This is a genomic window from Streptomyces sp. NPDC050732 (genome assembly GCF_040654255.1).
Taxonomy (GTDB): domain Bacteria; phylum Actinomycetota; class Actinomycetes; order Streptomycetales; family Streptomycetaceae; genus Streptomyces.
Genome location: NZ_JBFAHP010000035.1, coordinates 44,998 through 58,002 on the forward strand (window position 1 = coordinate 44,998; position 13,005 = coordinate 58,002).

Consider the following 13,005-nt stretch of genomic DNA (forward strand, 5'->3'; position numbering starts at 1 on the left):
GGCGCCCGGCCCGGGGAGGCTCAGTCCTCGTGGCCGAGCTGCAGGTCCCGCTCGGTGCGGCCGCCGCCCGCGACCTGGAGGACGGTGGCGACCGGCGGGTAACCCGCCGCGATCACGGTGTACTCGCCCGACGACAGGTCGACGAAGCGGAACGAGCCGTCCGGTCCCGTGGTCAGGGTGTCGACGACGTTCCCCGCCGCGTCGAGCAGTGTCACGCGCGCGTCCTCGACGGGCCGCCCGCCGCCGGCCCGCACGGTGCCCCGCAGCACGGCCCCGCCCGCCAGCTCCACGTCCTGCCGGGTCTCGCGCGAGGCCTGCACCGAGACGGGCAGCGCGGCGGGACGGAACGCGGGCGCGCTGGCCGCGAGCGTGTACTCGCCCGCCACCAGCTCCGTGATGACGTAGCCGCCCTCGCGGCCGCTGCGGGTGGTGGCGACGACCTCGCCGCGGACGTCGGTGAGGGTGACGGCCGCGTCCCTGACGGGCGTTCCGTCGGCGGTCACCACGGTCCCCGCGAGCCGGCCCGCCCCGCCGAGGACGACGTCGAGCTCGACGGGCCGCTCCCCCACGGTGACGGTGACGGCCTGCGGCTGGTGCCCGCCGGCCGCCGCGATCAGCACGAACGAACCCGCGCCCGGGGTGGCCAGCGCGTACCGCCCGTCCTCGCCGCTCGCGCCGCGCCCGATCTGCTGTCCCGCCACGTCGATGAGGGTGAGGGCGGCACGGGGCACGACGGTGCCGTCGGGGTGCTGCACGGTGCCGCAGACCGGGACTCCGGCGGCGTACGTCGTCGTACGGGCCCGGGGGACGGCCGTCGGCTCGGCGGCGGGTGCGTTGTGGGGGGCGGTGCTGGACAACAGGGGGGTCTCCTTGAGGAAGAAGGCGAGCAGCATGCCGAGGACGAGCACCGGCACCAGGTAGAGGAAGATCCGCGGCATCGCGTCGGCGTAGGCCTGGATGTAGCCCTCGCGCAGCGGCGCGGGCAGCGCGTGGACGAGCTGCGGGGTGATGGACTCGGCGTCGGGCACGGCCTCGTCCGACCCGGCGGGGAGCCGGTCCCGGAGCGCGTCGGCGAGCCGGTCGGCGAAGAGCGTGCCGAAGATGGCGGCTCCCACGCTGCCGCCGATCTGCCGGAAGTAGTTGTTGGCGCTGGTGGCGGTGCCCAGGTCGGCGGGGCGGACGGCGTTCTGCACGGCGAGGACGAGCACCGGCATGACCAGGCCGATGCCCGCGCCGAGCACGGCCATCCAGACGCTGTACTCCAGCCGGGAGGTGTCCGCTTCGAGCCGCGAGAGCAGCCACATGCCGACTACGGAGAGCATGCCTCCGACGATCGGGTACACCTTGTAGCGCCCGGTGTGGCTGATGAGCTGGCCGGAGACGATCGACGCGCCGACGATGCCGCCCATCATCGGCACCATCAGGAGTCCGGACTCGGTGGCGCTGGCGCCGTCGACCATCTGCAGGAAGGTCGGCAGATAACTGGCCGCTCCGAAGAGGGCGATTCCGACGACCATGCCCACAAGACCCGTGATGTTGAAGACCGGATCACGGAACAGGCGCAACGGAATGATCGGTTCTGCCGCGAACTTCTCGGCGACGAGGAAGAGCACGCTCGCCACGACCGCACCGGCGCCGAGCCCGAGGATCATCCGGTCGCCCCACGCGTACTCGGTCCCGCCCCAACTGGTCAGCAGCACGAGGCAGGTGGACGCGGCGGCGAGCAGGAGCGCGCCGAGGACGTCGAGCCGGGCCCTGCCGGTGGGCTTGGGCAGTTTCAGGACGAGCGAGACGACGAGGAGGGTGACGAGGCCGAAGGGCACGTTGAAGTAGAAGCACCAGCGCCAGGAGGCGTGGTCGGTGAAGAAGCCGCCGAGCAGCGGGCCGGCGACGGAGGCGAGGCCGAACGCGGCGCCGATGAGGCCCATGTAGCGGCCGCGCTGCCGGGGCGGCACGATGTCCGCGATGATCGCCTGTACGCCGATCATCAGGCCGCCCGCGCCGACGCCCTGGAGCGCGCGGAAGGCGATGAGCTGGTCCATCGTCCGCGACCAGCCGGCGAGCGCCGAGCCGATGACGAAGATGACGATCGCGAACTGGAAGACGCCCTTGCGTCCGAAGAGGTCGCCGAGCTTGCCGTAGATCGGCAGGCCGACCGTGGAGGTGAGCAGGTAGGCGGTGATCGCCCAGGACATCCTGTCGAGGCCGTGCAGCTCGCCGACGATCTTCGGGAGCGCGGTGGCGACGATCATCTGCTCCAGCGCGGCGAGCAGCAGCGCGAGCATGAGCCCCACGAAGACCATGCGGACGCGGCCGGGGCTGAGCCCGTGCGCCGCGGCCGGACCGGCGGCCCCGGGTGGCGCCTGCGCCTGTCCCGGGCCCTGATCGCCGGGTGTCGAGGGGCCGTTGGCCACCTCGTCGCGGTGCTGCCCGTTCCGCTCGTCCTGCTCTGCGACCTTCACCAGCGTCGTCCCGCCCACGTCGTGCTCCCCTCGTCGCGCCTGCGACGCATTTCTCGCATTACGCGACAACTGCGAGCAAGCGCGACGAGTCGCCCTCACATGGGGCCCGGCGGACGTAAGCGCCGGTCGGAGCCCTACGGCGTACAACGGAGCCGAGCGGAAAACCACTCGAAACGGTGAGCGTGACGACAACCCTGATGGGCTACAGGGGAGTTGGCTACTTCTCGACCTCGGCGGCGAGGTTGCCGAGCACGGCGTCGTAGATCCGGCCGAGGCCCTTGGGGGCGAAGGTCTTCTCGAAGAAGCCGCCGATGCCGCCGGCGCCGTTCCACACCGTGGAGACGACCACGCGGGACTTGCCCTCGCCGGCCGGGGTCACCGTCCAGGTCGTGACCATCGAGGAGTTGCGGTCCTTCTCGACCAGTTCGCCGTCGGTCGGCTCGCTGACCTCCAGAAGGCAGTCGCGGATCCGCTTGCTGGTGGCCTGCAGCTTCCAGTGGACCAGGGTGCCCTCGCCGTCGCCGCCCTCGCGCACCTCGTACTCGCTGAAGTGCTCCGAAAGGAGCTTCTGCCGCGTGCCGTTGTAGTCGGCCAGCGCGTCGAAGACGTCGTCCGGCTTCGCCGTGATGATCCGCTCCGTGACTGCCTCGACCTGCGCCATTGCACTTCCTCCAGCACTTGTTTCTCGGGGACTTCGCGGAAAGCCAACCACCCGGGCCACCGGCCTCCCAAATCGGGGCCCTCGTGGAGGGCCCGCTCAGCCCGGCAGGAGCCGGAGCGAGAGCCACAGCGCGAGGGTCGCCAGGGCCAGGGCGGCGGGGGTGGTGAGCAGCCCGAGGCGGGTGAACCTGCCGAGGCTGACGTCGTGTTCGTGCTGGTGGGCGATGCGGCGCCAGAGGAGCGTGGCGAGGGATCCGGCGTAGGTGAGGTTGGGTCCGACGTTCACGCCGATGAGCACGGCGAGCACGGCGCCGGGTCCGGCCGGTGCGGCGAGCGGGACGAGGGCGAGGACGGCGGGCAGGTTGTTGATCAGGTTGGCGAGGAGCGCGGCGACGGCGGCGGTGCCGAGCAGCGCGGGCAGCGAGGTGCCGTCGGGGACGACCCGTCCGAGGGCGTCGCCGAGTCCGTTGTCGACGACGGCCCTGACGACGACGCCGAGGGCGAGAACGAAGGCCAGGAACGGCAGCTGGACCGAGTGCAGGAGCGCCACCGGTGTCGTACGTCGGCGTGCGAGGGCCCGCACGGCGAGGACGGCCGCACCGGCCGCCGCCGACCAGGCGGGGTCGACGCCGGCGCCGGAGGCCACGGCGAACCCGGCGAGCGTCGCCGCGACGGTCACCAGGGCGAACTGCGGCATGCGCGGCGGCTCCGTGACCTCGGTGCCCTCGGCGGGGGCGTCGAGGTCGGCGGCGAAGAAGCGCCGGAAGACGGCGTACTCGACCGCGATGGCGACCAGCCAGGGCAGCGTCATGAGCAGGGCGAACCGCGTGAAGCTGAGGCCCGTCGCGGTGAAGGCGAGGAGGTTCGTCAGGTTCGAGACGGGCAGCAGGAGGGACGCCGTGTTGGACAGGTGGGCGCTGGCATAGACGTGCGGGGCGGGGCGGGCGCCCATGCGGGCCGCGGTGGCGAAGACGACCGGTGTCAGGAGGACGACGGTGGCGTCCAGGCTCAGGGTCGCGGTGATCACGGAGGCGAGCCCGAAGACGGCGGCGAGCAGTCTGCGGGGCCGTCCCGCGGCCCGGCGCGCCATCCAGGTGCCGCAGGCGCGGAAGAGCCCTTCGTCGGCGCAGAGCTTGGCGAGCACGAGGACGCCCGCCAGGAAGCCGATCACGGGGCCGAGCCGCGCGGCCTCGTCCCGCACGTCGTCGAGCGGGATCGCCCCGGCCGCGACGACGACTCCGGCGGCGGGCACGGCGAAGGCGGCCTCGGGCAGGCGGAAGGGGCGGACGACGGCGCAGACGAGGACCACGGCCAGGGCGGCGACGGACAGGGACTCGGCGAGCATGTCTTCGATCATGCATCGCGCGCCGTCCTGTCCGGTCGCCGCCCCGGCGGGGGCTCAGAGACAGGCTCTGAAGCGGGCCACCGTGCCGTCGTCGCTCCAGCGACGCAGCCCGGCCTTCTCCAGGACGCGGACGGAGGCCGGGTTGCACAGTTCGACGTCGGCGTGGACCGCAGTGACCTCCGGTACGGCCAGGGCGGCCGTCACGAGGGCGCGGGCGGCCTCGGGGGCGTAACCGCGACCCCGCCGGGAGGGCACCACCCCGTACCCGAGCTCGACGGCGCCCTCACTGGGCGGCCAGAGCAGGCTGATGGAGCCGACGACGGCACCGCTCGCGCGTTCGACGATGAGCCGGTGGCCGTACGCGCCCGGCGCGCCGGACGGGCCGGCCTGTTCGGCGACGAAGCCCGCGATGACGCGGTCGCCGTCGGCGGGGAAGTCCACCGCCCAGTGGGCGAGCCGCTCGTCTCGGACGACGGCGGCGATCTCGTCGGCGGACCAGTCCCTCAGGACGAGGCGCTCGGTGATCAGGTCGGTACCGGCGAGGGAGAGAGCAGGAAAAGAAGACACGCGACACTCCAGGTCGTTCGGACGACCGGGCCGCTCTCGGGGAGCTCTGTTGCGTCAGGCTCGCGCGGCCCGGACAAGGGCATGCTGATGAGGCGTCCGGCGGGCCATATTCATCAACCTCCCTCGTCGCAGTGCGGTCGCGCGTGTCACGCGTGACATGACCCTACCAAGCACGCCCACCCGAAGGGCCTCGATGTTCCGCCCGCACGATCAAGGGAACAAGTGTTCTATTGTGTGGCCAGTGCTACCGAGGAGGCGTCATGCGCTGGGAGAACCTTTCCGACGGGCCGCGCCGGGGCACCGCGGATGCCGCGCTGTTCGGCGCGGACGCGGTGACCACGCGGACCTTCGACACCCCTGAATTCGCCGGAATCACCTTCCACGAGATCCGGGCCCGGTCGATCGTGAACCGGGTGCCGGGGGCGTCCCGCATGCCGTTCGAATGGACGGTCAACCCGTACCGGGGGTGCACGCACGCGTGCGTCTACTGTTTCGCGCGCAAGACGCACAGCTACCTCGACCTGGACACCGGCCTCGGGTTCGACAGCCAGATCGTCGTCAAGGTCAACGCCGCCGAGCTGCTGCGGCGCCAGCTCGCCTCGCCGCGCTGGCACGGCGACCACATCGCCATGGGCACGAACGTGGACTGCTACCAGCGCGCGGAGGGCCGCTACCGCCTCATGCCGGGGATCATCGAGGCGCTGCGCGACCGCGGCAACCCCTTCTCCATCCTCACCAAGGGCACGCTGATCCTGCGCGACCTCGACCTGCTGCGGCAGGCCGCCGCGGTGACGGAGGTCGGGATCTCCGTGTCCGTGGGCTTCACCGACCAGGAGCTGTGGCGCACCGTCGAACCCGGCACGCCCGCTCCGGAGAGGCGTCTCGACGTCGTCCGCACGCTGACCGGGCACGGCATCGGCTGCGGAGTCCTGATGGCGCCCGTCATCCCCTTCCTGGGGGACCATCCCGACCAGCTGCGCGCCACCGTGCGGGCCATCGCCGCGTCGGGCGCGACGTCCGTGACACCTCTGGTGCTGCACCTGCGGCCGGGAGCCCGCGAATGGTTCATGGCGTGGCTCGGGCAGCACCACCCGCATCTGGTGCGGCGGTACGAGCGGTTGTACGCGGAGGGCGCCTACGCCCCGAAGTGGTACCAGCGCCGCATCACCCGCCACGTGCACGAGCTGGCCGAGGAGTTCGGCATCGGCCCCACGCGCGCGGGTGCCCGGCGGAGGTTCAGCGCCCCGGAGGAACCGGAGCCCGCGACCGCACCCGCGACCGGGCCCGCCACCGGGCCCATCCAGCTCTCACTGTTGTGAGCGGCGTGCCCCTTTCGGGTTGTTCCTCGGCAGGGCGGCCCTGACCTGGACGGCTTTCCGGGAGGATGCGCCAAGGGTCACGGCCTGCGGGGCCCTGAACCACCGCCCCGGGAGGCCGGATGAAGAAGCGTGCCGTCGTACTCGGATCGGTCGCCGCCGCGGTGGCGATGGCAGGGACGGCCCTCGCGGCACCGCCCGCGCCGGGCACCCCGCACGCGGCCCACGCCCCGCGGCACGCCCCTCTGGCGTGGAAGACGTGCGCCATCAAGGAGCACCCGACGCTCCAGTGCGCCTCGCTGAAGGTCCCGCTCGACCACCACCGGCCGGACGGCCGGCAGATCACCCTCGCCCTGTCCCGCGTCCCGCACACCGCGGAGACCTCCCAGGGACCGCTCCTGGTGAACCCCGGCGGTCCTGGCGGCAGCGGACTGACCATGGCGGCGTTCGTCGCCGATGCGCTGCCCGACGAGGTGGCCGCGCGGTACGACGTCATCGGCTTCGACCCGCGCGGCGTGGGCCGGAGCAGGCCCGCGCTGAACTGCCGCCCCGGGCACTTCTCCCCCGTGCGGCCCGCCACCGTCCCGGCCACGCCCGAACTGGAGCGGGCCAATCTCCGGCGCGCGGAGGCGTTCGCGCGGGCGTGCTCTTCGAAGTACGCGGACATCCTGCCCTTCATCGACTCGGTGAGCACGGTCCAGGACATGGACGCCATCCGCGCGGCCCTCGGCGCGGACCGCATCAATTTCTTCGGCTACTCATACGGCAGCTATCTGGGCGCGCTCTACGGAAAGCTCCATCCGCACCGGGTGCGCCGCATGGCTCTCGACTCCCTCGTCGACCCGACGGGCGTCTGGTACGGCAACAACCTCAGGCAGGACCACGCCTTCGACGTCCGCCACAAGGCGCTCATGGCCTGGATCGCCCGGCACGACGCGACGTACGGCCTCGGCAAGGACCCCGAGAGGGTCGAGGCCGCGTGGCACGCCATGCGGGAAGCGGTCGCCGAGCGGCCCGCCGGCAAGAAGGTGGGCGCCGCCGAGCTGGAGGACACCTTCATCCCCGGCGGCTACTACAACGGCTACTGGCCCCGCCTCGCGACGGCGTTCGCGGCGTACGTGAACGACGGGGACCACGAGCCGCTCGTCGCGGCGTACGAGAGCATCGGCGCGGTCGACGCGGCGGGCGAGAACAGCTACAGCGTCTACGCGGCCGTGCAGTGCCGGGACGCGCGGTGGCCGCGCGACTGGCGGACGTGGCGCGCCGACAACGCGCGGATGCACGCGAAGGCACCGTTCTCCACCTGGAACAACGCCTGGTACAACGCGCCGTGCGCGTTCTGGCCGACGCACCACCTGACCCCGCCGGACGTCGCCGAATCCGCCCTGCCGCCCGTGCTGTTGTTCCAGGCGACCGACGACCCCGCCACCCCGTACGACGGCGCCCTCGCCCTGCACCGCAAGCTGCGCGGTTCCCGCCTGGTGGTCGAGCGGGGCGGCGGCAACCACGGCGTCACCCTGCGCGGCAACGCCTGCCTGGACCGGCACTTGACGGCCTACCTGACCACCGGGGAGGTGCCGACCGGTGGCGGCGAGGCCGACGCGGTGTGCGAGGCGCCGCCCGAGCCGAAGCCGCGGGGCGCCACCGCGCGCAGGGCGTTGTCACACCCATGGTCCACGATGGGTTCATGAGCCGACTGACCCGCATCAGCGCCCCCGAGGGCGTCGCCCCCGCCACCGCGTACACCCACGTCGTCATGGGATCGGGCCGCTTCGTGGCGATATCCGGCCAGTTGCCCCTGGACGAGGACGGCAGGCCGGTCGGCGAGGGCGACGCGGCGGCGCAGGCCCGGCAGGTCTTCGAGAACCTGCGGCGCTGCCTCGCGGCCGCGGGCGCGACCTTCGACGACGTCGTGAAGCTGACGTACTTCGTGACGGACATGGCGCACATGCCCGCGGTGCGGTCCGCGCGGGACGCGTTCCTCGACCCCGAGCGGCTCCCCGCGTCCTCGGCGGTGCAGGTGGTGTCGCTGGTGCGCCCGGAGTTCCTGATGGAGATAGAGGCGTTCGCGGTGGTGCCGGAGTAGATGGACGACGTGCGCATACGGGAGATGGGCGAGGCCGACTGCGATGCCGTCGCCGAACTCCGCGCCCTCGGCTGGCGGTCGGCGTACGCCGGACTGATGCCCCAGCCGCACCTGGACGCGCTCAGCGTCGAGGAGAGCGCGGCGCAGTTCCGTGCGCGGTTGGCACGGGGCGGGACGGGCTCGGTGGACCTGGTCGCCCTGCGCGCCGGGCGGATCGCAGGATGGGCCTGCTTCGGCCCGGCCCGCGACGACGATCTCCCGCCGGGCGAGAGCGAGTTGTACGCGCTGTACGCGCACCCGGAGCAGTACTCCACGGGTGTGGGCCGCGCGCTGCTCCTGGAGTGCGTGGCCCGCTGCGCCGCGGCCGGGTACGGCCGGATGCGCCTCTGGGTCCTGGAGGCCAACACCGGCGCCCGCCGTTTCTACGAACGCGCCGGGTTCGCACCGGACGGCGCCCGCGACCCCCAGGAGCTGGACGGCACCCCCGTGCCCGAGGTCCGCTACAGCCGCCCCCTCCCCTGAGCCACCCACTCCGGAGCTCTCACTCCGGCAGCCGCGCCAGTGCCGCCGAGGCCGCCGCCGCGAGGCGGGGGTGGGCGCGGGCCGCCATCAGGACCGGTCTGGCCCGCGCGTCGCCGAGCGCCCCGAGTCCTTCGACGCACGCGAGGGCGATCTTGCCGTACGGATCGTGCGGCGCCAGTCTGCGCTGCAGCGTGGTGATCAGCGCGGGCGCCGACTCCGGGGCGCGCAGCTCCGTGAGGAGGCGCACCGGGTACAGGGCGTACGCCACGCGGAGTTCGTTCGTCGCGAGGGCGGCCGCGGCGCGTGCCGTGCGCGGGTCGCCGAGGCGGGCCAGGGCGTGGGCCGCGGCGGCGCACCGCGGCGGGTCCCGGTGGTTGAGGAGGAGGACGAGCGACTCGAAGGCCCTGCGGTCGCCGGCGACGCCGAGCCTGATCGCCACCAACTCCCGGGCCCACAGGGGCTGCCCCGGGGAGACGAGCGCCTCGGCGAGCTCATCGAGGTCGTCCGTGGCGACCAGCCTCTCGTACTCCTTCGAACCACCCGCCTCGGCCCGTAAGCGTTCCGTCACCGTCCGCAACTCCTCATCCATGGTCGCGAGCCTAAGCCTTACCCAGCGGTCGCGATGTAGATCACAGACATCGGAGAACATCGCGGGCTGGCGCGCTCGTTACTCGCCGGTTAGTCTCATGTGAGCGGGGCACACTCCCCGTAGCAGTTCCTTTCCTCGCCGTGGCCTGGTGACGCAGCCAAGGCGAGTGCAAGTCGGTTCGGTACTTCAAGTACCTCAGTACGACGCGGCTCCGGGACAGAGCCGGTCGGCTTCTCCCACCGGGCGTGCCCCTCGCGCGCCGCCCGGACACACCACGTACCACTCCCCGCTCGCCGTGCGGCGCTCGCCGCACCCGCGCGCCCCTCAGTCGTCACTCTCTTCCTGGAGTCCACGCATGGACGCTCCCTTGAACACCGTCGCCGTCATCGGTCTCGGCACGATGGGCACCGGCATCACCGAGGTCCTGGCCCGGGCGGGCCGCGAGGTCATCGGCATCGACATCAGCCAGGCGGCGGCCACCCGGGCCGTCGAGTCGCTGGAGGCCTCGACGGCGCGTGCCGTGCACCGGGGACGCCTCACCGAGGAGGAGCGCCGCGGCGTCCTCTCCCGCTTCCGCACCTTCACGGACCTGCGGGCCGCCGCCGACGCCGACCTGGTCATCGAGGTCGTCCCGGAGTCGTACGAGGTCAAGCAGCAGGTCTTCCGTGAGGTCGACGCCGTCGTGCGCCCCGAGACGATCGTCGCGACCGGCACGAACGCGCTGTCCGTGACCCGTCTCGCCGCCGAATCGGCGCGCCCCGAGCGGGTGTTGGGCCTGCACTTCTTCAACCCGGCGCCCGCGATGAAGCTCGTCGAGGTCGTCTCGTCCGTGCTGACCTCGCCCGCCGCCGTCGCCGCGGTCACCGACCTGGCGCACGCCCTGGGCAAGGAGCCCGTCGCGGTCGGCGACCGGCCCGGCTTCGTCGCCGACGGGCTGCTCTTCGGCTACCTCAACCAGGCCGCCGCGATGTACGAGGCGAAGTACGCCTCCCGTGAGGACATCGACGCCGCGATGCGGCTCGGCTGCGGCCTGCCGATGGGTCCGCTCGCGCTGCTCGACCTGATCGGCGTGGACACCGCCCGCACGGTCCTCGACGCCATGTACGCCGAGTCGCAGGACCGTCTGCACGCCCCCGCGCCGATCCTCAAGCAACTCAGCGAGGCGGGCCTGACCGGGCGCAAGGCGGGCCGCGGTTTCTACACGTACGCCGGGCCGGGCAGCGACGAGGTGGTGCGCGACGCGCTGACCCCGGTCGCCGGCGAGGAGCGGGAGCGGGGGCGCACGGTCCGCTCGGTCGGTGTCGCCGGTTCCGGGACGATGGCGTCCGGCATCGCGGAGGTCTTCGCCAAGGCCGGCTTCGACGTGGTGCTCGCCGCGCGCACGGACGAGAAGGCCGAGGCCGCGAAGGCCCGTATCGACACGTCGCTCGCGCGCTCCGTCGCCAAGGGCAGGATGACGGCCGAGGCCGCCGCGCAGGCGCTGGAGCGGATCACGCCTGCGGGTTCGTACGAGGCGTTCACCGACGTCGATCTGGCCCTGGAGGCCGTCGCCGAGGACCTGGACATCAAGCGGCAGCTCTTCGCGACGCTCGACAAGGTGTGCAAGCCGGGCGCGATCCTGGCCACCACGACGTCCTCGCTGCCGGTCGTCGCCTGCGCCCGCGCCACGTCGCGGCCGCGTGACGTGATCGGGATGCACTTCTTCAACCCGGCGCCGGCGATGAAGCTGGTCGAGGTGGTCCGCACGGTGGTGACCGCGGACGACGTGCACGCCACGGTCCGCGAGGTCTGCGCGAGGATCCGCAAGCACCCGGTGGACTGCGGCGACCGCGCGGGGTTCATCGTGAACGCGCTGCTGTTCCCGTACCTCAACAACGCGATCAAGATGGTCGAGCAGCACTACGCCTCGCTGGACGACATCGACGCCGCGATGAAGCTCGGCGGCGGCTACCCCATGGGCCCCTTCGAGCTCCTGGACGTCGTCGGCCTGGATGTCTCGCTGGCCATCGAGAAGGTCCTGCACCGCGAGTTCCGCGACCCGGGCCTGGCCCCGGCGCCGCTGCTCGAACACCTGGTGGCCGCGGGCTGCCTCGGCCGCAAGACGGGCCGTGGCTTCCGCGAACATGCCCGGCGCTGAGCAGGCCGAGGGTCGCCCGGGCGAACGGACGGACTGGGGCGGGCTGCTCGAACCCTCGGGCAGCCCCTCCCCCCAGAAGCACGGTCCCGTCCCTCTGGAGCACCGCGCCGCGCATATGCAGTACGTTCGTGGCATGTCCAAGGCCGCCAAGTCCTCACGCAACACCAGCCCCGACGCCCCCGAGAGCGCCGCGGGCAACCGTGCCGCCGCCCAGCGGCTCAAGATGCGCAGGGAGCTGGCGGCCGCGGCCATGGAGCTCTTCGCGTCCAAGGGGTACGAGGCGACGACGGTCGACGAGATCGCCGCGCAGGCCGGAGTCGCCCGCCGGACCTTCTTCCGGCACTTCCGCTCCAAGGAAGAGGCGATCTTCCCGGACCACGACGACACCCTGATCCGCGCGGAGGCCGTGCTCAACGCGGCACCGCCGCACGAGCACCCGCTGGACACGGTGTGCCGGGGCATCAAGGAAGTCATGAAGATGTACGCGGCGTCGCCCGCGGTCTCCGTGGAGCGCTACCGCCTCACCCGTGAGGTCCCCACGCTCCGGGAGCGCGAGATCGCCTCGGTGGCCCGCTACGAACGGCTCTTCACGCGCTATCTCCTCGGCCACTTCGACGAGCACGCGCACCACGACGGCAACGACGACCCGCTGCTCGCCGAGGTCGCCGCATCCGCGGTGGTCACCGCCCACAACCACGTGCTGCGGCGCTGGCTGCGGGCGGGCGGCCAGGGCGACGTGGAGACCCAGCTGGACCACGCCTTCTCGATCGTCCGCCGCACCTTCGGCACGGGGATCGGCGCGGGCCGCGACACCCTGCCCGCCTCGGGTCCCGCGACGGTCTCCGCCCAGGGTGAGGTGCTCGTCACGGTGGCACGCACGGACGCGCCGCTGGACGAGGTCATGCGCACCATCGAGAAGGCGCTGCGCGAGCGCTGATAGACGCCTTTTGAGCTATTTCGTCCTCGGCTTTTGAGGGGGCGCTACCGACCGGTAGCGCCCCCTCCGTCATGTCGCCACCCCCTCTGACCTGCACTGATCGATCATCGGTCAAAAACTTCTGGCACCCAGTGTCTTGCCGACTGGCACGCGGTGCCATACGTTGATGTTGTCCGGGCGGCCGGCGTGCAGAGATCATCCGTACGTCGGCTGTCCCCTCAGGCCACGGTCTGTGCGCCCGGACGCCTGCGTCACAGGCACCTCCCACGCCCCACCAAGGCGTCGCCGAGCACCACCCTTCGCCGAACCGACGGCACATCCTCCACCGCAACTTCAGCACCAGACGCAACCCTTAAGAGCGTTCCCCTCAGACGCTTCTTCGCC

At 72.3% G+C, this 13,005-nt stretch carries 11 protein-coding genes; 6 read left to right on the forward strand and 5 right to left on the reverse strand.

Features of this window, described 5'->3' with window-relative positions; translation table 11 throughout:
• Nucleotides 1–20: 20 nt before the first annotated feature.
• The 4 genes from AB0H82_RS28200 to AB0H82_RS28215 all read right to left on the reverse strand — a co-directional run bounded on the left by AB0H82_RS28200 (nt 21) and on the right by AB0H82_RS28215 (nt 5,034).
• Nucleotides 21–2,414 carry an MFS transporter gene (locus AB0H82_RS28200; protein WP_362997624.1) on the reverse strand — a complete coding sequence of 798 codons (2,394 nt, stop codon included), beginning with the start codon at nt 2,412–2,414 and terminating at the stop codon, nt 21–23.
• A gap of 265 nt (nt 2,415–2,679) precedes the next feature.
• Nucleotides 2,680–3,123, reverse strand: a complete 444-nt coding sequence (locus tag AB0H82_RS28205) for an SRPBCC family protein (protein ID WP_362997532.1) — start codon at nt 3,121–3,123, stop codon at nt 2,680–2,682.
• A gap of 96 nt (nt 3,124–3,219) precedes the next feature.
• Nucleotides 3,220–4,479, reverse strand: a complete 1,260-nt coding sequence (locus AB0H82_RS28210; RefSeq protein ID WP_362997534.1) for an SLC13 family permease — start codon at nt 4,477–4,479, stop codon at nt 3,220–3,222.
• A 42-nt stretch (nt 4,480–4,521) separates the two neighbouring features.
• The gene (locus tag AB0H82_RS28215; protein ID WP_362997536.1) at nt 4,522–5,034 is read right to left on the reverse strand and encodes a GNAT family N-acetyltransferase; all 513 of its coding nucleotides are present in this window, start codon (nt 5,032–5,034) and stop codon (nt 4,522–4,524) included.
• A 260-nt stretch (nt 5,035–5,294) separates the two neighbouring features.
• On the opposite strand from AB0H82_RS28215, the gene AB0H82_RS28220 reads away from it, so the two are divergent.
• From AB0H82_RS28220 to AB0H82_RS28235, 4 genes are all read left to right on the forward strand, one after another.
• Nucleotides 5,295–6,353, forward strand: coding sequence for an Rv2578c family radical SAM protein (locus tag AB0H82_RS28220; protein WP_362997538.1), 1,059 nt, complete (start codon nt 5,295–5,297; stop codon nt 6,351–6,353).
• A gap of 119 nt (nt 6,354–6,472) precedes the next feature.
• Nucleotides 6,473–8,041 carry an alpha/beta hydrolase gene (locus AB0H82_RS28225; RefSeq protein ID WP_362997540.1) on the forward strand — a complete coding sequence of 523 codons (1,569 nt, stop codon included), beginning with the start codon at nt 6,473–6,475 and terminating at the stop codon, nt 8,039–8,041.
• Nucleotides 8,038–8,436 (forward strand): RidA family protein, encoded by a 399-nt coding sequence (locus tag AB0H82_RS28230; RefSeq protein ID WP_362997542.1) that lies wholly within the window; start codon nt 8,038–8,040, stop codon nt 8,434–8,436. The genes AB0H82_RS28225 and AB0H82_RS28230 overlap by 4 nt, the downstream gene beginning before the upstream one ends.
• Nucleotides 8,437–8,958, forward strand: coding sequence for a GNAT family N-acetyltransferase (locus AB0H82_RS28235; RefSeq protein WP_362997544.1), 522 nt, complete (start codon nt 8,437–8,439; stop codon nt 8,956–8,958).
• Nucleotides 8,959–8,977: 19 nt separating this feature from the next.
• Here AB0H82_RS28235 and AB0H82_RS28240 read toward each other — a convergent pair whose 3' ends face one another.
• The gene (locus AB0H82_RS28240) at nt 8,978–9,547 is read right to left on the reverse strand and encodes an adenylosuccinate lyase (RefSeq protein WP_362997546.1); all 570 of its coding nucleotides are present in this window, start codon (nt 9,545–9,547) and stop codon (nt 8,978–8,980) included.
• A gap of 355 nt (nt 9,548–9,902) precedes the next feature.
• Here AB0H82_RS28240 and AB0H82_RS28245 point away from each other — a divergent pair, with 355 nt between their 5' ends.
• The gene (locus tag AB0H82_RS28245) at nt 9,903–11,684 is read left to right on the forward strand and encodes a 3-hydroxybutyryl-CoA dehydrogenase (protein WP_362997548.1); all 1,782 of its coding nucleotides are present in this window, start codon (nt 9,903–9,905) and stop codon (nt 11,682–11,684) included.
• Between the two features lie 133 nt (nt 11,685–11,817).
• The gene (locus AB0H82_RS28250; RefSeq protein ID WP_362997550.1) at nt 11,818–12,621 is read left to right on the forward strand and encodes a TetR family transcriptional regulator; all 804 of its coding nucleotides are present in this window, start codon (nt 11,818–11,820) and stop codon (nt 12,619–12,621) included.
• Nucleotides 12,622–13,005 lie beyond the last annotated feature (384 nt).

Bases quoted from the DNA above. Each gene is read 5' to 3' on its own strand.
- AB0H82_RS28225 (WP_362997540.1), top strand. From the start codon at position 6,473: ATGAAGAAGCGTGCCGTCGTACTCGGATCGGTCGCCGCCGCGGTGGCG.
- AB0H82_RS28235 (WP_362997544.1), top strand. From the start codon at position 8,437: ATGGACGACGTGCGCATACGGGAGATGGGCGAGGCCGACTGCGATGCC.
- AB0H82_RS28245 (WP_362997548.1), top strand. From the start codon at position 9,903: ATGGACGCTCCCTTGAACACCGTCGCCGTCATCGGTCTCGGCACGATG.
- AB0H82_RS28210 (WP_362997534.1), bottom strand. From the start codon at position 4,479: ATGATCGAAGACATGCTCGCCGAGTCCCTGTCCGTCGCCGCCCTGGCC.
- AB0H82_RS28240 (WP_362997546.1), bottom strand. From the start codon at position 9,547: ATGGATGAGGAGTTGCGGACGGTGACGGAACGCTTACGGGCCGAGGCG.
- AB0H82_RS28250 (WP_362997550.1), top strand. From the start codon at position 11,818: ATGTCCAAGGCCGCCAAGTCCTCACGCAACACCAGCCCCGACGCCCCC.
- AB0H82_RS28220 (WP_362997538.1), top strand. From the start codon at position 5,295: ATGCGCTGGGAGAACCTTTCCGACGGGCCGCGCCGGGGCACCGCGGAT.
- AB0H82_RS28205 (WP_362997532.1), bottom strand. From the start codon at position 3,123: ATGGCGCAGGTCGAGGCAGTCACGGAGCGGATCATCACGGCGAAGCCG.
- AB0H82_RS28230 (WP_362997542.1), top strand. From the start codon at position 8,038: ATGAGCCGACTGACCCGCATCAGCGCCCCCGAGGGCGTCGCCCCCGCC.